This window comes from Actinacidiphila sp. bgisy167 (assembly GCF_965342175.1).
Taxonomy (GTDB): domain Bacteria; phylum Actinomycetota; class Actinomycetes; order Streptomycetales; family Streptomycetaceae; genus Actinacidiphila.
On sequence record NZ_CBDRBL010000068.1, the window covers coordinates 19,164 to 37,200 of the forward strand.

Below are 18,037 nucleotides of genomic sequence, written 5' to 3' on the forward strand. Positions count from 1 at the left end.
ACATCCGCCCTCCGGAGGGCATCAAAGCGTTTTCTTCTAGACTCCATGCCATGGCAGATGCTCCCTACAAGCTGATCCTCCTCCGCCACGGCGAGAGCGAGTGGAACGCGAAGAACCTCTTCACCGGCTGGGTTGACGTCAACCTCAACGAGAAGGGCGAGAAGGAGGCGGTCCGGGGCGGCGAGCTGCTGAAGGACGCCGGACTCCTCCCCGACGTCGTCCACACCTCCCTCCAGAAGCGCGCGATCCGCACGGCGCAGCTGGCCCTCGAGGCCGCCGACCGGCACTGGATCCCCGTCCACCGCAGCTGGCGCCTCAACGAGCGCCACTACGGCGCCCTCCAGGGCAAGGACAAGGCGCAGACCCTCGCCGAGTTCGGCGAGGAGCAGTTCATGCTCTGGCGCCGCTCCTACGACACCCCGCCGCCGCCGCTCGAGGACGGCAGCGAGTTCTCCCAGAGCGACGACCCGCGCTACGCCTCCATCCCGCCGGAGCTGCGCCCGCGCACGGAGTGCCTGAAGGACGTCGTCACCCGCATGCTGCCGTACTGGTACGACGGCATCGTCCCGGACCTCCTCAGCGGCCGCACCGTCCTGGTCGCCGCCCACGGCAACAGCCTGCGCGCCCTCGTCAAGCACCTCGACGGCATCTCCGACGCCGACATCGCGGGCCTGAACATCCCCACCGGCATCCCGCTCGCCTACGAGCTCGACGCGGACTTCCGCCCCGTCACCCCGGGCGGCCGCTACCTCGACCCCGAGGCGGCCGCGGCGGCGATCGAGGCCGTGAAGAACCAGGGCAAGAAGAAGTAATCCGACGCGATCAAGCCCCCTACCTGCGGGTTCTCCGCGGGGATGGGGGCTTGTTGCAGCTCTGGGGCCGACTCTGAGCGCATGGGCGCGGGCCGCCGACCTGAAGACGCCGGCCACTGCCTTCCTGGTCCGTTCGTGGTTCGACGGCAGCAGCAGTGCGTACACCCGGAGCGCCGGCCCCAGGCTTGAATGGCCGAGGTACTCGGCCGGCGCCTTGATGTTCTCCCCTGCGTCCAGGAGAACGGAGGCGTAGAAGTGCCGAGGTGCGTGCACGCCGTTCTCGCACGACCGGGCGTACGGCTTGCCGTGAGCGGGGACCGGGTCACTCCGGCTGCGGCAAGCGCCGGTATCCAGGCGGCGCGGATGAAAGGCGTTGGGATGCGCCGCGGGACCCTCGCTCTTCCCCGCCCCAGGTGTTCCGGCAGGCCGGGCGCGTCACTCCTCGCCGACGGCCTGCGGCTCGGCGGGCAGGTCGGCCACCTCCACCGTCGACGGCGTGGCCAGCAAGTTGTTCAGCCCCAGGGTCAACTGCACGGTGAATGCGCTCAGTAGGACGGCCAGAATTATGCGGACCAGGCTGAAGCCGGCGTCGATGTTCGCCGCGGTCTCGTAGTCGTCGGGCGTCTGCGGGTTGGAATCGCTCACGAACGAGATGTAGAGCGCGGCGACAACCGACAGGAGCCACACGCCGTAGATCCCGACGGCTCCCCTGCCGCCTGGCAGGGCCCTGAGCCATCCCAGCCCGATGTCGGAGCGCGACATGGCGTTCGCGTGGCCGGCACGCACCCACCGCCGGTGGGTGTGCAGAACTGCGACGAAGGCCACGAAGCGCACGATGCCCGTGGTGTCGATCGTCCCGAGTGCGCTGTGCAGAGCCTGCCGGTCGAAGCCGTTGCCGGCGGCGGCCAAGGCCCACTGGTGGGCCTGCGTGCGCTCGGCGGAGAACCGCACGGCCTCGTTCACGACGGCTGCCGCGGCAGCGGCCAGCACCACCAGCAGGGGGCCCGACAGCGAGACCCGGGCGGGACTCACCTTGGACAGGACCTGCGACGCCGCCCTGTCGTTGCGCCCGCGACGCTGAGCCGGCTTCGACGCGTCGCTCTCCTGCTGGCAGACCGGACACAGCCCGGTGATCCCGTCGAAAGCGACTTCACGCTGCCGACACTTCCGGCACGTCAGTAGCATCCCGTGCCCCCTTTATGCATGATCGCAATCGAATCGAGCGCCGCATCCTATGCGTTCTGACAACGAGACGTCGATGCCTTTTGATCTTCCTTGGTGGCTGCCCGACGGCCCGACACCGTGCGGCTCTGCGACCGGCATCCCCGCCGAGGGAGTCGAAGTCCTTGGCGACCTGGCAGCCCCCTGCGCCACGGCCTCGCGGGGCAGGGGGCTTGTTGTCGTCTCGGGCCGGCTCTGGCGCTCAGGCCTGTCAGTCCAACCAGACCAGCATCGCGTCGTCGGCCTTGGCAGCGGCCTCGAAGAACTGTGCAAGACCGTCGTACCAGGGACGCCCCCATTCCAGCGCGTCAGGCTCACTCCATCCGAGCGGATACACCTCGGCGTCGGTCAGTTCAGCAGGATCCACACCACTGAGGAGCCGGTCATAGCTCACAGCCCGCAGAGCTTCACACGCGAGCCGGACCCGCTCCGGTCGCAGGTACCTCGCAGGACCGTAGCCCCAGTCCTCGTCCTCGGTGAGCGGTTCCTCACCGAGGATCACGTTCACCGGGAAGTCGGCGCGCGACAGCAGGAAGCGGAGCATGTCCCACGTCTTGTACGTGCTGAAGTGGCGCGCTTCGGGCGGTGCCGGTTCGCTCTCCTCCTCGGCGTCCTGGACCTCTTCGACGAGGTCCCGGGCCCAGTCGGGGTCCTGGATCGCTCGGTCGAGCTCAGTAGCCGTGACGCGCAGGTATTCACCGATCATGCTCACGGCCGGAGACTAGGTGAGACCACTGACACCGGCCGCCGCACCTGTACACAGCTCACCACCCCACCCACACAGTCGGAAAGCGGGGCCCAGGAAGTACGCCGGGTGTGCGCCCGTGCCTTTGAGGCCGCTTGCCATGCGCCCTGCTGCACGTCCCCGGGGTGGACTGCTGGGGTGGGACGACGGTGGGCGACTGGAAGCAAGGCACATGCGGTTGCCCGACGGCGGCTGGGAGACGTTGCCAGAACAAGACGGTGAAGGGCACCTCGCGCTGCCACCTCCACCAAGGGCCCTGGACGAAGCGCGGTCAGCCGATAGCGAGGAAGGACGAGCAAGCGTCGCAAGAAGTGAGTCGCAAGCGCGGGTGGGTGGCCGATTGCGCGCCGGGGCCGGCGGATGACGGCGCACGCCGAGGCCCCTGCCCGCGAGTCGCCCTAGCGTGCGCGGCCCGTCCTTCGGCTTCGCCGGCTCCTACGCCCCAACGCCCGGCCGGAACCCTTTACCGCCCGTGGCCGGGACCCTAGGGTCGTCCCCCGTGACCGACCCCTCCCTCGACCACGCCTCGACGGCCCGTGCCTACGACGCCGTCGCCGTCCTCTACGCCGACCTGTTCAGCGACTCGCTCCGCTCGCTCCCGCTGGACCGTGCGCTGATCGGGGCCTTCGCCGACTGCGTGCGGGCGGCCGGCGGCAGGACCGTCGCCGACCTCGGCTGCGGCCCGGGGTACCTCACCGCGCACCTGCGGGGCCTGGGGCTGGAGGCGTTCGGCGTCGACCTCTCGCCCGTGATGATCGGACTCGCCCGCGAGGCGCATCCGGAACTCCGCTTCGACGTGGGCTCGATGGACGCCCTGGACGCCGTCGCCGACGGCCAGCTGGACGGCATGGTTTCCTGGTACTCCCTCATCCACACCCCGCCGGGCGACCTGCCCCGGTACTTCGAGGAGTTCCACCGGGCCCTGGCTCCGGGCGGCCACCTCCTGCTGGGCTTCTTCGAATCCGGCGGCGGCCCCCTCGCCGCGTTCGACCACAAGGTGACGACGGCCTACCGCTGGCCCATCGACGACCTCGCCGCCCTGGCGGAGGCCGCCGGCTTCACCGAAACCGGCCGCATGCTCCGGGAGCCCGGACCGGACGAGCGCTTCCGCAGGGGCCACCTGCTCATGACCCGTTCCTAGCCGCCGCCGTCGAACGGCGCGGCCTACGGGGCCCACGTCCGTCAGCGCAGCCGCGAGGAGGACAGGATCGAGGCCAGGTGGGCGACGACCATGAGCCAGGTGACGGCCGCCAGCGCGGCCAGGGTCACGGCGCTCGGGGCGGGGCTGCCGGCCAGGGCGTCCGCGACCGCCGCGGCGAGGAGGACGAGAGAGGCCTCGATGCCGTTGGTGAGGCGGTGGATCTTGAGGGCGGAGGCGAGCCTGCGGACGGTGGCGACGCCCGCGGAACGGGGCCGGGCCGCCTCGTCGTCGGCGACCGGGAGGCCCCGTCGGGCGCGGGCGACGTCGACGAGGTCGGTGGACGCCTTCAGCAGCACGACCCCCAGGGCCGTGGCGAGGCCGACCGCGGCCCAGTACGGGGACCCGGTGTGGGCCACCCGGAAGCCGGCCCCGGTCATCAGGGCGGCGTCGGCCAGGTAGGCGCCGAGGCGGTCGACATAGATGCCGGTCGCGCTGTTCTGGCCCTTCCACCGGGCGACTTCGCCGTCCACGCAGTCGAAGAGCAGGAAGAGCTGGAAGAGCACCGCGGCCAGCGCCGCCCCGGTACGAGCAGGGCGGCTCCCGCGCCGACACCGCAGACGACCATGGTCCAGGTCAGCGTGTCGGGGGAGACCCGGGTGCGCACCAGCTGCCGGGTCACCCGGAGCGACACGCGCCGCATGTAGAGGCGGCCCGCCCAGTGCTCGCCGTTGCGACTGCGCAGTTTCGCCTGCGGCTGGCAGACCTCGCGCAGCTCCGCCAGTGCCGGGGCAGCGGTCATGAGCATTCCCTCCCACCTGATCAACGCACCGTGATCGGCACAGGCTAGGGGATGCGCCGCCGGCTCCCGACGGGGACCCCGGACGGCGAGGCGGCACATCGGGCGGGCCGGCGATGAGTTCTCCGCGCTTCGGCCGTCTTCAGTAGGTACGCGCCCATACGTCCGGAGCGACGCCCCCATACGTCCGGAGCGAGGAGACAGCGATGACCAGCGACGGTTTCACCACGTGCCTGTGGTTCGACGGGAAGGCCGAGGAGGCGGCGAACCACTACGTCTCGATCTTCAAGAACTCCGCCATCGGCACGATCGGCCGCTACAACGAGGCCGGGCCCGGCCCCGCCGGCTCCGTGCTGGCCGTGGAGTTCACGGCCAACGGCCAGAAGTTCGTGGCGCTGAACGGCGGGCCGATGTTCACCTTCTCCGAGGCGGTCTCGTTCCAGATCCGCTGCGCCGACCAGGCCGAGGTCGACTACTACTGGGAGAAGCTCACCGACGGCGGTGAGGAAGGGCCCTGCGGGTGGCTGAAGGACCGGTACGGCGTGTCCTGGCAGGTGTTCCCCGAGGTGCTGCTCGAGATGATCGGGGACGCCGACCCGGCGAAGGCCAGGCGGACCACGGAGGCGATGTACTCCATGAAGAAGCTCGACCTCGCCGCGCTGCGGCGCGCGTACGACGGAGGGTGAGCCGGGGCAGGACAGCCCACGGGGGTCCGTCCGGAACGATCCGGACGGACCCCCGGGAGTGAAGAACGCGGATGGCGGGGAACCGCTGGGGTCAGCAGCTGGCTCCGCAGCGGCAGGGCGCTCCGGACTGGCACCCGCACCCGCAGCCGGATCCGCAGCCGCATGCCGCGAGCAGCGGCAGCTCCCGGACGCCGGGGGATTGCGGGGTCCCCTCGGGGGACGGCTGATCGCGGGCGGTGGACGACGTGGGGGACTCGGGCATGGTTACCCTCCTCTGCCGTTGGCAACGGCTGCTTGCATGCCTGCCACCAGTGAACGGCGCCCCGTCCCGGCGCATCAACGGCGCGTGGAAGCGTTCCGCCCCACAGGCGCGCGCGCCCCTGTGCACACGCCCGCCCGCGCGCCCTGCATGCCCTGCGCGCCCTTGCCCGTACGGAACGCCGTCCCGCGCCGCACGCCCACGGCTGGAGCGGCCTTGATCAGCCGCTCCAGCCGTCAAGGCCTGGCTAGTCCGCCGGCATCGGGGTGGGGGGCGGGCTCAGCTCGTCCGCGTGCTCACCTGTGACGAGGTAGACGACGCGCTTGGCGACCGAGACCGCGTGGTCGGCGAAACGCTCGTAGTAGCGGCCGACGAGGGTGACGTCCACGGCCGTCTCGATCCCGTGCTTCCAGCGGTCGTCGAGCAGGTGCTGGAAGAGCGTGCGGTGCAGCTCGTCCATGCGGTCGTCGTCCGCCTCGAGCTGCAGCGCGTCGTCGACGTCCTTGCTGACGATGACCTCCGCGGCCTTCGCCATCAGGCGCTGCGCCAGCTGTCCCATCTCCAGGATCGTGCTGTGCAGGTCGCGCGGCACGGCGGTGTTGGGGAACCGCAGTCGTGCGAGCTTCGCCACGTGCCGGGCGAGGTCGCCGGAGCGCTCCAGGTCCGCGCTCATGCGCAGGCTGGTGACGACGATCCGCAGGTCGGTCGCGACGGGCTGCTGGCGGGCGAGCAGGGTGATGGCCCGGCTCTCCAGCTCGCGCTGCAGGTCGTCGACCTTCTCGTCGGCGGCGATCACGCTCTCCGCGAGCTTCAGGTCGGCGTCGAGCAGCGCCGTGGTGGCCCGCCCGATCGCGGAGCCGACCAGCCGCGCCATGTCGACCAGGCCGTCACCGACCCCGTCGAGTTCCTCGTGATATGCGTCGCGCATCGCATTCCTTCCCGTTACCGCTTCAGCCGTGCGAAAAGAGGATTGTCCCTCCCACGCTGACACGCTCAAAGCTCGCGTGGGCACGCGTACCGCTCGAGCATCCGGAATGAACCAGTCCTGACACCACGGTGAACTCTTGGCAACGCGTGTTCGAGAAGACGCTCCGACCCTGGGGGCCACACATTTCGTCCCCCTAACCTGGGTGTATGGACGTGAACGCGGCAGTCGCCGCAGCCAGTGCGATCGCCGGGCTCTGTACCGGTGTGATCGCCGTGCTCGCGTTCCGCTGGAGCGAGCGGGAACAGGCCCGCCCCACACGAACCTCCCTGCGGCCCGACTCCGCGACCGTACTGCCGCCGGGCGTGGACACGGTGCTGTCCGTGCTGCGCTCGTCGGCCGTCGTCCTCGACGAGGGCGACACTGTGGTCAAGGCGAGCTCGGCGGCGTACGCGCTCGGGCTGGTCCGCGGTGGAAGGCTCGCCGTCGACCAGATGCTGCAGATGGCCCGGGAGACCCGGCGGGACGGCGAGATACGGCAGGTGGAACTGGACCTGCCCCGCCGGGGCGCCGGTCGGGGCGAGGGCCTCGCGGTCTCCGCGCGGGTGGCGCCACTGGGCTCGCGCCTGGTGCTGCTGCTGGTCGAGGACCTGACCGACGCCCGCCGCATCGAGGCCGTGCGGCGGGACTTCGTCGCCAACGTCAGCCATGAGCTCAAGACCCCGGTCGGGGCGCTGTCGCTGCTCTCCGAAGCGGTGATGGACGCCAGCGACGACCCGGAGGCCGTCGAGCGCTTCGCGGGCCGGATGCAGATCGAGGCCGCCCGGCTGACCAGCCTGGTCCAGGAGATCATCGACCTCTCCCGGGTCCAGGACGACAACCGCCTCGACGACGCGGAGGCGGTCGCCGTCGACGACCTCGTCGCCGAGGCCGTGGACCGCTGCCGGCACCCGGCGAACGCCAAGCAGATCACCATGGCCACCGGTGCCGCCCCCGGCATGTACATCTGGGGCAACCGCAGCCAGCTCGCGGCCGCGCTCGGCAACCTCGTCGAGAACGCGGTCAACTACAGTCCGGCCCGCACCCGCGTCGGCATCGCGGGCCGCAGGGTCGCCGCCCCCGGCGGCAAGAACTCCCAGGCCGGAGGCTCTGGGGAACTGATCGAGATCTCCGTGACCGACCAGGGAATCGGCATCTCGGAAAAGGACCGGGACCGCATCTTCGAACGGTTCTACCGGGTCGACCCGGCGCGTTCGCGCGCCACGGGCGGCACCGGCCTCGGTCTGTCCATCGTCAAGCACGTGGCCGCCTCCCACGGTGGAGAGGTCACGGTGTGGAGCGCCGAAGGCCAGGGCTCCACCTTCACCCTGCGGCTGCCCGAGGCCGCGGTGTCCCGGGATGACCGGGACCGCTCCACCGCCGTGGCGGCGGAGGACGGGGAGCCCGGGCCCGGCTCCGGCTCCTCCTCCGCGCTCTATGAGACGTTGCCCGATCACATCCCCGCCCCGGAGGTCCTTCCGTGACCCGAGTACTCGTCGTCGAGGACGAAGAGTCCTTCAGCGACGCCCTGTCGTACATGCTCCGCAAGGAGGGCTTCGAGGTCGCCATCGCGCCGACCGGGCCCGACGCGCTGGAAGAGTTCGAGCGCAACGGCGCCGACCTGGTCCTGCTCGACCTGATGCTGCCGGGCCTGCCCGGCACGGAGGTCTGCCGTCAGCTGCGGCTGAAGTCCGCCGTCCCGGTGATCATGGTCACCGCCAAGGACAGCGAGATCGACAAGGTCGTCGGTCTCGAGATAGGAGCGGACGACTACGTCACCAAGCCCTACTCCTCGCGCGAGCTGGTCGCCCGCATCCGCGCCGTGCTGCGCCGCCGCGGCGAGCCCGAGGAGGTCTCGCCCGCGGCGCTGGAGGCCGGCCCGGTCCGCATGGACGTCGACCGGCACGTCGTCACGGTGGGCGGCGGCAAGGTGGACCTGCCGCTCAAGGAGTTCGACCTCCTGGAGATGCTGCTGCGCAACGCGGGCCGCGTCCTCACCCGCATGCAGCTCATCGACCGGGTCTGGGGCGCCGACTACGTCGGCGACACCAAGACCCTCGACGTCCACGTCAAGCGGCTCCGCGCGAAGATCGAGCCGGACCCGGGCGCGCCGCGCTACCTGGTGACGGTGCGCGGCCTGGGCTACAAGTTCGAGCCGTAGACCGGACCGGCCGCGCCCGCACGCGCGGCCGCCGGATGTGAAGGGGCCCCAGGAGCGCAGCGCTCCCGGGGCCCCTTTCCTGTGCCGGGGTGCCTCAGCCGGTGGGCGACTCGGTGATCTTCTCCGTCGCGGTCGGCGAGGCCGTGGCGCCTTCGGTGGTGGGCGACTCGGGGCTCTCCGTTTCGGTGGGCGAGGCCTTCTCGCTCGGCCCGAAGGAGGTGTAGTAGCCGGCGGCGGGCAGCGCCAGGCTCGGCAGGGTGACCTCGCCGGTCTTGCTGAAGTCGAAGACGATGTCCTTGAAGTCGCCGTCGTTCTTGCTCTCGGAGCCGCCCTTGAAGACGGCGGACGGGTTCCCCTCGCCGCCGAGCAGCACGGAGCCGTGGGCGGGCAGCTTGATCGGGCCGGACAGTTCGGCGTCCAGGGAGCCGACCTTCACCGACTCCAGGGTCTGCTCGTCGTCGCCGTTGTTGAAGATCTTGGCCGTGACCGAGGAGTTGCCGTCGGAGGTGGCCTGGGTGAGCACCACGGCGTTCTGGATCTCGATGTCGCCGACGCTGGTCGCGGCGTTGTCCGGCCTGACGCGCAGCGTCTCCGCGTGGTTCCCGGCGGCGCAGGCGGCGAGCGGGAAGAGCGAGAGGGTGAGGGCGGCGGCGAGGGCGCCGCGTCGAAGGCTGCTGCTCACGGCGGCGGCATCTCCTTGGGCGGGGTAGCGGAGTACGGAGGTACAGAGGTGCGGACGTACGGGACTTACGGCTTACCTGGTGCTGGATTAGGTTACCGAGCCCCTTCGGCCCGCCCGCACCGGCCCACCCCCCGCCGGGCCGGGTCTTCACCCGCCCGGGTGTCCCGCCCGGTGTCCCCGGAGGCGTCCGCGCGCCCCGGGGGCGTTCCTGCGGGGTCCTGCGGCGTTCCCGCGGGGCCTGGGCGGGGTATCCGGACGAACGGGCATGACCACGGCGGAATCCATTCCGGGATTCCTCCGAACGATTCTCGCCACACCGGCAAGATCCATTTCTTGTTCATCCCGCGGACGGAAATCCGGCGCGGTGTGAAAATGGATCGCGGCAAGCCCGTGGCGGCCGAACGGAGTAGCGACCGACCCCCCGCAAGAGAGCGACAAATCGGGATGTTCCTCCTGTCTTCCCGGTCGTCCGCGGGGTGTGACGGGGGTGTTTCAGGGCCCCTCGGCACCCGCTCCGACCTGCGAATTCCGCCCTCCGCTCCCCCCTCGCAGCACGTTCCGGTCACACTTGTCAAGCCCCGAGATATGCCCTGACCTGCGAAAACGTCATTCAGAACCAGCCGTCCCCGTGTTACCCTGGATAGCCACGGAAGGGGTACCTGTCACATGACGTTCAAGGTTGGCGACACCGTGGTCTATCCCCATCACGGGGCCGCGCTGATCGAGGCCATCGAAACTCGCCAGATCAAAGGCGTGGACAAGACCTACTTGGTGCTCAAGGTCGCCCAGGGCGACTTGACGGTACGCGTGCCCGCGGACAATGCGGAGTTCGTCGGCGTGCGCGACGTGGTCGGTCAGGAAGGGCTGGACCGGGTCTTCGAGGTGCTGCGCGCACCGTACACCGAGGAGCCCACCAACTGGTCCCGCCGCTACAAGGCAAATCTGGAGAAGCTCGCCTCCGGCGACGTCATCAAGGTCGCGGAAGTCGTGCGCGACCTGTGGCGCCGCGAGCGGGAGCGCGGGCTGTCGGCCGGGGAGAAGCGCATGCTCGCCAAGGCCCGCCAGATCCTGGTCAGTGAGCTCGCGCTCGCGGAGAACACCAACGAGGACAAGGCCGAGACCCTCCTTGACGAGGTTCTCGCGTCCTGACGCGGAATTCCGCCGTAGTGCCCGGTGCGTCTCGCACGCCGGGCACTGCGGCATGCCGGGGTGCCGTCACGGTGGCCTGTCACTTCGACGACGCCGAGGGCCCCCTCGTCTTCGTATCCGCGTCGTCTCCCCCTGCATACTGGTAGCCGGGCCCGGGCAGCCGGCCCTGTCGGTGTCACGGAAGGGTCCGACAGGGGCTGCGCGCCCGGCACGTTGAGGCGATACCCATTTCGGCCAAGGACACAAACCTGACTACCGCGGCAGTCATTCCCGCCGCCGGACGCGGAGTCCGGCTCGGCCCCGGTGCGCCCAAGGCGCTGCGCACCCTGGGCGGCGTTCCCATCCTCGTGCACGCGGTGCGTGCCATGATCCGCGTCCGCGCGGTGGCACTGGTCGTCGTGGTGGCGCCCCCCGACGGCGTCGCCGAGGTCAGGGCGCTGCTCGGCAGCCACGGCCTGCCCGAGGCGAAGGACATAAAGGTCGTCGCCGGCGGCGAGAGCCGGCAGGAATCGGTACGGCTCGGCCTCGCCGCGCTGCCGGACGAGGTCGACGTGGTGCTCGTCCATGACGCCGCCCGCCCCCTGGTGCCGGTCGACCTGGTCGAGGCCGTCGCCGCCGCCGTGCGCGAGGGCGCTCCGGCCGTCGTGCCGGGGCTGCCGCTCGCCGACACGGTCAAGGAGATCGACCCGGCCACCGACGCCGTCGTCGGTACCCCGGACCGCTCGCTGCTGCGCGCCGTCCAGACCCCCCAGGGCTTCGACCGGGCGACCCTGCTCAAGGCGCACGCCGCGGTCACCGGCGCCGTCACGGACGACGCGAGCATGGTGGAGCAGCTCGGCGTGCCGGTGTCGGTCGTGCCGGGCCACGAGGAGGCCTTCAAGGTCACCCGCCCGCTGGACCTCGTCCTCGCCGAGGCCGTGCTCGCCCGCAGGAGGGCCGCCGATGACTACTGAGCCGACCGCCGACACCCGGGCCCCGCACATGCCGGTGCTGCCCCAGGTGGGTATCGGCACCGACATCCACGCCTTCGAGGAGGGCCGCGACCTGTGGGTCGCCGGCCTGCTCTGGGAGGGCGAGGGGGACGGCCTGGCCGGGCACTCCGACGCCGACGTCGTCGCGCACGCCGCCTGCAACGCGCTGTTCTCCGCCGCCGGCATGGGCGACCTCGGCGCCCACTTCGGCACCGGCCGCCCGCAGTGGTCGGGGGCCTCCGGTGTGACCTTGCTCACGGAGGCGGCTCGGATCGTCCGGGAGGCGGGTTACGACATCGGCAATGTGGCCGTCCAGGTCATCGGCCCGCGGCCCAAGATCGGCAAGCGGCGTGAGGAGGCCCAGAAGATCCTCTCCTCCGCGGTGGGCGCCCCGGTGGCGGTCTCCGGCGCAACGACCGACGGCCTGGGCTTCACCGGGCGCGGCGAGGGACTGGCGGCCGTGGCGACCGCGCTGGTGGTCCGCCGCACGAAGTGACCGGTGGCGCACGGCACTTGACCGCGCGTCCGCAGAGCCGCGCATTCCGCCGTACGGGTGAAGCGCGGGCCCCCCGGCCGCCCCGGCGGCCGGTGCCACGGGGGCGCGCAGGTCACGACACCGTGAAACCGGCCCGGAACGGACGGCGCACACACCCGGGGCCACTAGGCTTGATGCGTGACTATTCGCCTGTACGACACCGACGCGCGCCAGGTCCGTGACTTCACCCCGCTCCGGCCGGGCTGCGTCTCGATCTACCTGTGCGGCGCGACCGTGCAGGCAGCGCCGCACATCGGGCACATCAGGTCCGGCCTGAACTTCGACATCATGCGCCGCTGGTTCGCCTACCGCGGCTACGACGTGACGTTCGTCCGCAACGTCACCGACATCGACGACAAGATCATCGCCAAGTCCGGCGAGCAGGGCCGCCCCTGGTGGGCGATCGGCTACGAGAACGAGCGGGCCTTCAACGACGGCTACGACGCGCTCGGCTGCCTGCCGCCCACCTACGAGCCGCGCGCCACCGGCCACGTGCCCGAGATGATCGAGATGATGCGCGGCCTCATCGAGCGCGGCCACGCCTACGAGTCCGAGGGCAACGTCTACTTCGACGTCCACTCCTTCCCGGACTACCTGCAGCTGTCCAACCAGGAGCTCGGCAACCTGCGCCAGCCGGAGAGCGAGGGCGAGACCGGAAAGCGCGACCCGCGCGACTTCGCGATGTGGAAGGCCGCCAAGCCCGGCGAGCCGTCCTGGGAGACCCCGTGGGGCCGCGGCCGCCCCGGCTGGCACCTGGAGTGCTCCGCGATGGCCCACAAGTACCTGGGCGCCGCCTTCGACATCCACGGCGGCGGCATCGACCTGATCTTCCCGCACCACGAGAACGAGATCGCCCAGGCCAAGGCCTTCGGCGACGAGTTCGCGCGGTACTGGGTGCACAACGCCTGGGTCACGATGAGCGGCGAGAAGATGAGCAAGTCGCTCGGCAACTCGGTCCTCGTGGCCGAGATGACCAAGCGCTGGCGGCCCATCGTGCTGCGCTACTACCTCGGCACCCCGCACTACCGCTCGATGATCGAGTACAGCGAGGAGTCGCTGCGGGAGGCCGAGTCGGCGTTCTCGCGCATCGAGGGCTTCGTGCAGCGGGTCGTCGAGATGGCCGGCCCGGTCGAGCCGGCCGCCGAGGTGCCGCCCGCCTTCGCCGAGGCGATGGACGACGACATGGGCGTCCCCCAGGCGCTGGCGATCGTCCACACCACCGTCCGGCAGGGCAACTCGGCGCTCACCGCCGACGACAAGGACAGCGCCGTCGCCCGCCTCGCCGAGGTGCGCGCGATGCTCGGCGTCCTGGGCCTTGACCCGCTGGACCCGCACTGGGCCGGCGACGGCAGCGGCGAGGACCTGCACGGGGTGGTGGACTCCCTCGTCCGGCTGGTGCTGGAGCAGCGGGAGTCGGCCCGCGGCCGCAAGGACTACGCGACCGCCGACGCCATCCGCGACCGGCTCCAGCAGTCCGGGCTGGAGATCGAGGACACCTCCTCGGGCCCGCGCTGGACGCTCGGCTCCCGGTAGCCCGGCGCCCGCGTCATCATTGACACGTACGTACGTTCACGCAGTAGCAGCAACAGCAGCAGGAAACAGGTGACCCATGGCCGGCAACAGCCAGCGCAGGAACCGCCGCACGTCCAACAAGAAGGGCGCGACGGTGGGTAGCGGCGGGCAGCGGCGCAGGGCCCTGGAGGGAAAGGGCCCCACCCCGCCCGCGGAGGCGCGCAAGGGGCACGCCAAGCAGCGGGCCGCCAACGCCCGGGCGCGGCGCACCGCGTCCACGCAGTCGCGCCGTCCCTCGGGCCGGGGCGCCAAGTCGACCGCCGAGCTGGTGGCCGGGCGCAACCCCGTGGTCGAGGCGCTGCGCGCCGACATCCCGGCGTCGGCCGTCTACGTCCAGCAGTTCATCGACAACGACGAGCGCGTGCGCGAGGCGATCAAGCTCGCCACCGACCGCGGCATCCCGCTCATGGAGGCCCCGCGGCCCGAGCTGGACCGCATCACCAACGGGCTCAACCACCAGGGCCTGGTGCTGCAGATCCCGCCCTACGAGTACGCCCACCCCGAGGACCTCGCCGCCGAGGCCTCCGACGCGGGCGAGGACCCGCTGATCGTCGCGCTCGACGGGGTCACCGACCCGCGCAACCTCGGCGCCGTCGTCCGTTCCGTCGCCGCCTTCGGGGGCCACGGGGTCGTCGTGCCCGAGCGCCGCGCCGCCGGGATGACCGCGGGCGCCTGGAAGACCTCGGCCGGCACCGCCGCCCAGGTCCAGGTGGCCCGTGCCACCAACCTCACCCGGACGCTGGAGGCCTACCAGAAGGCGGGGCTGACGGTCGTCGGCCTGGCCGCCGACGGCGAGGTGGAACTGCACGACCTCGAGGCGCTGGCCGGACCGGTCGTCATCGTGGCGGGCTCGGAGGGCAAGGGCCTGTCCCGGCTCGTCGGCGAGACCTGCGATCTGCGGGTGCGCATCCCGATGCCGGGCGGCGCGGAATCGCTGAACGCCGGTGTCGCCGCAGGCATCGTGCTCTACGAGGCGTCGCGCCGCCGGGCCTGACCGCGCCCGCAGCCCGGGGAACGGGCAGGCGCCCCCGCGTGCGCATGGGCACACGCCCCCGCGCGCATCGGGCGGGGAACCCCTGGTTGACGGGCCTCGGACACAACGGGGCCCGTCACACAGTGTCCTTATCGGGTGTCACTCGGTTAGATGAGTGTGGACACCAGAACACCCCGCACTCCTCCGGGGGGACGGTCGTCGTCGATCACCGACGAGCCTGTTCTCAACATGCTCAAAGTCTCCTCCGACCCGGCCCAGGTCATCGTCAACCACGCCAGCTTCCGCGTGCAGCTCGGCGCTACGTCGGGCCGAGCCCTGACGAGGACCCAGCGCGTCCCCGTCATCCCGACGTCCGTCCGCCCCTCCGCCGCCGCGCGGCGGCGCGGCGCGCCCCTGGTGTGGTCCGGGCGCAGCGAACCCGGCGACGCCGCCGCCACCCAGCTGCTCGCCGCGGTGCGGCACGGTCAGACGGACGGCCCCGACCTCGGCGCCGCGACCCAGGTGCTGCCGCGGATCGAGGAGCCGCCGCAGCCCGTCGTCGGCCCGCCCCGCCGGCCGCCCGCGCCCGGCGAGATGCTCGGCGGCCCCCGCCCCGCGCGCGGCGCCTACGGCGGCCGCCGCGATCCCGAGGACACCGACGAGTTCGCGTACACCGCGCCTCGCACCGCCCCCGTCGGCGACGACCCGGACGCCGACCCGTACGAGGGGCCGAACGAGGAGTACGGCCGCGGCCGCAACCGGGAGCGGGCCGATCCCATCCGGCACGCCTACTACCCCGGGCGTCGGATGAACCTCGGCATCGTGCTGCTGCCGCTGCGCATCTTCCTCGGCTTCATCTCCATCTACGCCGGCATGGGCAAGCTCTGCGACCCCGTCTACTTCGACGGCGGCAAGCGCGGTTCGATGGTCACCTGGCTCGGCTCGCTCCACCCGTGGGGTCTGGCGGAGCCGCTGCGCGACCTTGCCCTCGCGCACCCCATCGGCGCCGGGCTGACCGTCGCCTTCCTGCAGGTCATCGCCGGTGTGCTGACGGTCTTCGGGCTCTGGCAGCGGTTCGCGGCGTCGATCGGCGCCCTGCTGTCGGCGGCGCTGCTGGTGACCGTGAGCTGGCGCACCCACCCGGTGTACGACACGCCCGACATCATCCTGCTCGCTGCCTGGAGCCCCCTGGTCATCGCGGGAGCGCCGGTCTACTCCGCCGACGGACGGCTGGCGAGCGAGGCCTGGCGCAAGCTCGGCCCGCGCGCGCCGCTCGGGGAGTTGCGGCGCCGGGTACTGCGCCGCGGCGCGGTGCTGGCCACGGTGCTGACCGGCATCTCGCTCGTGGTCGGCGCCACCCTCGGTACCGCCGTGCGCTCCACCACCCCGCGGTCCCAGCTTCCCGCCCCGACCGATCTGCCCACCAACAACCTGGAGGGCTCGCCGCTGCCCGAGGCGCCCGGCAAGAAGTCCGCCCGGCCCACCACGGCTCCCTCGGCGGGCCGTTCCGGCAGTCCCTCGTCCTCTCCCTCGGCATCGCCGTCGGCCCCGGGGGCGACGTCCTCGGCGCCGAACGCCAGGCAGTCGCGTCCCGGCTCCTCCTCGTCCCGCAGTGGCACCGGGACCGGGGCGGGCACCGGCACCGGCGGAGCAGGCGGCACCGGCGGGGGAACGGGCGGACAGCCCGTGCAGACCGTGCCGTCCGCCCCCTCCCGCCCCACACTGCCCAGCGACCCGCCCCCCCAGGGCGGCGGCAACGGCGGTGGCGGAAACGGCGGCGGTTCCTCCGAGACCGGCGGCGCGCTCGGCGGGCTGCTGGGCAGCGGAGAGACCTCCGGCTGGCTGCTCGGCGCCCCGGAGCGGGGCGGTCCGGGGAAGGTCATGTAACGCCCGTACCGCGCACGGGAAGAGGCGGCCGGAGGATTCCTTCCTCCGGCCGCCTCTTCCTGTCCGTTCCGTCACACGTCGTCTCGGCCCTGTGGCGGCCGCTGTGCGCCTTCGCGGCCCGGCGGGTGCCCAGGGGGCCCGGGGGTGGGGCGGAGGCCGGCGGCCCGCGGTGGGTCGCGCTCAGGACCGGGAGGCGAGTTCCTTCGCGGCCTCGGAGAGGTCCTTGGCGGTGTCGATGGCCCGCCAGTACGCGCCCTGGGGCAGCGGGAAGCCCGCGAGCCGCCGCTCCCGGGCGAGTCGGGGGAACGTCGTGCGCTCGTGGTCGCCGCGTTCCGGGAGCAGCCCGGTGAACTCGGGGGAGAAGACGTAGACGCCCGCGTTGACGAGGAAGGGCGAGAGCGGGGCCTCGACGAAGTCCAGTACATGGCCGAACTCGTCGGTCTCCACGGCTCCCCACGGGATGCGGGGACGGGCCAGCGCCAGCGTGGCGACCGCGGCCCGCTCGACGTGGAAGGCGGCCATCTCCCGCAGGGAGAACCGCGTCCAGATGTCGCCGTTGGTGGCGTACCAGGCCTCCTGCGGCCGGGGCAGGCGGGCGGCGGCGTACCTCAAGCCGCCACCGCGGCCCAGCGGTTCATGCTCGACGACCGTGGTGACCCGCAGCGGCAGATCGGCCGCCGCGCCGTCGAGCCACTCCTGGAGGACCTCAGCGAGATGGCCGCACGAGATCACGGCGTCGGTGACGCCCTCGGCGGCCAGCCAGGCGAGTTGATGGCCGATGATCGGGATCCCGGTCCCGGGGATCTCGATCATCGGCTTGGGGCGGGTGTCGGTGTAGGGCCTCAGGCGGGACCCCTGTCCTCCGGCGAGGAGGACGGCCTGGGTCACCGTCTGGGAGGGCGCGGGCGTGCCGGTCATGGGCGCACCCTACGCGACCCGCGCGACGGGTCATCCGACCGAGGCCACGCCTGTCGCGAAGGCGGTGTCGCAGACCGGCCGGGACCACGCCTGCGCGCGGTGCACCGAACCGTACTTGGCGACCGCGGCGCGCCCCAGGGACCGGGCGATCGAGCCGCAGTACTGCGCCAGCGAGGGCCGCTCCGCCATCTCCCGCTGCAGATGCGTCAGGGCGATGCCGGGGTTCTTCTCCCGCAGTTCGCCCAGCAGCTTGCGACGGAGCACCTCCTGCGGGGCCGACCTCTCGGACGCCGCCTTCTTCTGGTGCGAGGCGGTGAGGACCTGGGCCTCGGACGCCGAAGTGGCCCACGGGACGCGGGTGACGGCGAGGGTGCCGGAGAGCACGAGGACGACGGGGAGGACGAGAGCGAGTGACTTGCCGATGTGGCGGGCTACCTGGTTCACGGCAGTGATGGTAGCGAGGAGTGATGATTTGGCGACATTTAGCCACTCTGATGAGTGATAGGTGCCTCTTGATCTCGTGCGGCCGCATTGACGAACATGGTCGAAACACTGTCGTATGACC

At 71.7% G+C, this 18,037-nt stretch carries 17 protein-coding genes and 1 pseudogene; 11 read left to right on the forward strand and 7 right to left on the reverse strand.

Annotated features, from left to right (window positions below; translation table 11 throughout):
• The first annotated feature begins 50 nt into the window (after window positions 1–50).
• Window positions 51–812, forward strand: coding sequence for a phosphoglyceromutase (locus ACRWND_RS23065; protein ID WP_431952414.1), 762 nt, complete (start codon window positions 51–53; stop codon window positions 810–812).
• Window positions 813–1,247: 435 nt separating this feature from the next.
• Here ACRWND_RS23065 and ACRWND_RS23070 read toward each other — a convergent pair whose 3' ends face one another.
• Together ACRWND_RS23070 and ACRWND_RS23075 are read right to left on the reverse strand one after the other, a co-directional pair.
• Window positions 1,248–1,844 (reverse strand): hypothetical protein, encoded by a 597-nt coding sequence (locus ACRWND_RS23070; protein WP_431952416.1) that lies wholly within the window; start codon window positions 1,842–1,844, stop codon window positions 1,248–1,250.
• Window positions 1,845–2,244: 400 nt separating this feature from the next.
• Window positions 2,245–2,739 carry a YfbM family protein gene (locus ACRWND_RS23075; RefSeq protein WP_431952443.1) on the reverse strand — a complete coding sequence of 165 codons (495 nt, stop codon included), beginning with the start codon at window positions 2,737–2,739 and terminating at the stop codon, window positions 2,245–2,247.
• Between the two features lie 538 nt (window positions 2,740–3,277).
• Here ACRWND_RS23075 and ACRWND_RS23080 point away from each other — a divergent pair.
• Window positions 3,278–3,919 carry a methyltransferase domain-containing protein gene (locus ACRWND_RS23080; RefSeq protein WP_431952418.1) on the forward strand — a complete coding sequence of 214 codons (642 nt, stop codon included), beginning with the start codon at window positions 3,278–3,280 and terminating at the stop codon, window positions 3,917–3,919.
• Between the two features lie 41 nt (window positions 3,920–3,960).
• On the opposite strand, the pseudogene ACRWND_RS23085 reads toward ACRWND_RS23080, so the two are convergent.
• Window positions 3,961–4,718: pseudogene (locus ACRWND_RS23085) on the reverse strand (CDP-alcohol phosphatidyltransferase family protein).
• A gap of 203 nt (window positions 4,719–4,921) precedes the next feature.
• Here ACRWND_RS23085 and ACRWND_RS23090 point away from each other — a divergent pair.
• Complete coding sequence (locus tag ACRWND_RS23090; protein WP_431952420.1) at window positions 4,922–5,401, forward strand: VOC family protein; 480 nt, start codon at window positions 4,922–4,924, stop codon at window positions 5,399–5,401.
• Between the two features lie 506 nt (window positions 5,402–5,907).
• On the opposite strand, the gene phoU is transcribed toward ACRWND_RS23090, so the two are convergent.
• Complete coding sequence (gene phoU, locus ACRWND_RS23095; protein WP_431952422.1) at window positions 5,908–6,588, reverse strand: phosphate signaling complex protein PhoU; 681 nt, start codon at window positions 6,586–6,588, stop codon at window positions 5,908–5,910.
• A 206-nt stretch (window positions 6,589–6,794) separates the two neighbouring features.
• On the opposite strand from phoU, the gene ACRWND_RS23100 reads away from it, so the two are divergent.
• Window positions 6,795–8,108: a sensor histidine kinase gene (locus ACRWND_RS23100; protein ID WP_431952424.1), complete on the forward strand. Its 1,314-nt coding sequence runs from the start codon at window positions 6,795–6,797 to the stop codon at window positions 8,106–8,108.
• Complete coding sequence (locus ACRWND_RS23105) at window positions 8,105–8,785, forward strand: winged helix-turn-helix domain-containing protein (protein ID WP_431952426.1); 681 nt, start codon at window positions 8,105–8,107, stop codon at window positions 8,783–8,785. Before ACRWND_RS23100 ends, ACRWND_RS23105 begins: the two co-directional genes overlap by 4 nt.
• 94 nt (window positions 8,786–8,879) lie before the next feature.
• Here the strand turns inward: ACRWND_RS23105 and ACRWND_RS23110 are convergent, their stop codons facing one another.
• Window positions 8,880–9,467: a DUF461 domain-containing protein gene (locus ACRWND_RS23110; protein ID WP_431952428.1), complete on the reverse strand. Its 588-nt coding sequence runs from the start codon at window positions 9,465–9,467 to the stop codon at window positions 8,880–8,882.
• A gap of 666 nt (window positions 9,468–10,133) precedes the next feature.
• Here ACRWND_RS23110 and ACRWND_RS23115 point away from each other — a divergent pair.
• From ACRWND_RS23115 to ACRWND_RS23140, 6 genes are all read left to right on the forward strand, one after another.
• Entirely contained in the window at window positions 10,134–10,616 is a 483-nt protein-coding gene (locus ACRWND_RS23115) for a CarD family transcriptional regulator (protein WP_018559600.1), read from the forward strand.
• 221 nt (window positions 10,617–10,837) lie between these two features.
• Window positions 10,838–11,569 carry a 2-C-methyl-D-erythritol 4-phosphate cytidylyltransferase gene (gene ispD / locus ACRWND_RS23120; RefSeq protein ID WP_431952445.1) on the forward strand — a complete coding sequence of 244 codons (732 nt, stop codon included), beginning with the start codon at window positions 10,838–10,840 and terminating at the stop codon, window positions 11,567–11,569.
• Window positions 11,559–12,083 (forward strand): 2-C-methyl-D-erythritol 2,4-cyclodiphosphate synthase, encoded by a 525-nt coding sequence (gene ispF / locus ACRWND_RS23125; protein WP_431952431.1) that lies wholly within the window; start codon window positions 11,559–11,561, stop codon window positions 12,081–12,083. The genes ispD and ispF overlap by 11 nt, the downstream gene beginning before the upstream one ends.
• Before the next feature lie 177 nt (window positions 12,084–12,260).
• Window positions 12,261–13,655, forward strand: coding sequence for a cysteine--tRNA ligase (gene cysS / locus ACRWND_RS23130; protein ID WP_431952433.1), 1,395 nt, complete (start codon window positions 12,261–12,263; stop codon window positions 13,653–13,655).
• Window positions 13,656–13,731: 76 nt separating this feature from the next.
• The gene (rlmB, locus tag ACRWND_RS23135) at window positions 13,732–14,688 is read left to right on the forward strand and encodes a 23S rRNA (guanosine(2251)-2'-O)-methyltransferase RlmB (protein ID WP_431952435.1); all 957 of its coding nucleotides are present in this window, start codon (window positions 13,732–13,734) and stop codon (window positions 14,686–14,688) included.
• A 150-nt stretch (window positions 14,689–14,838) separates the two neighbouring features.
• On the forward strand, window positions 14,839–16,554 hold the full coding sequence (locus ACRWND_RS23140) for a DoxX family protein (protein ID WP_431952437.1): 1,716 nt from the start codon (window positions 14,839–14,841) through the stop codon (window positions 16,552–16,554).
• A gap of 180 nt (window positions 16,555–16,734) precedes the next feature.
• Here the strand turns inward: ACRWND_RS23140 and ACRWND_RS23145 are convergent, their stop codons facing one another.
• Window positions 16,735–17,472: a nucleotidyltransferase family protein gene (locus tag ACRWND_RS23145; protein ID WP_431952439.1), complete on the reverse strand. Its 738-nt coding sequence runs from the start codon at window positions 17,470–17,472 to the stop codon at window positions 16,735–16,737.
• 30 nt (window positions 17,473–17,502) lie between these two features.
• Entirely contained in the window at window positions 17,503–17,916 is a 414-nt protein-coding gene (locus tag ACRWND_RS23150) for a hypothetical protein (protein ID WP_431952441.1), read from the reverse strand.
• Window positions 17,917–18,037: the final 121 nt, after the last annotated feature.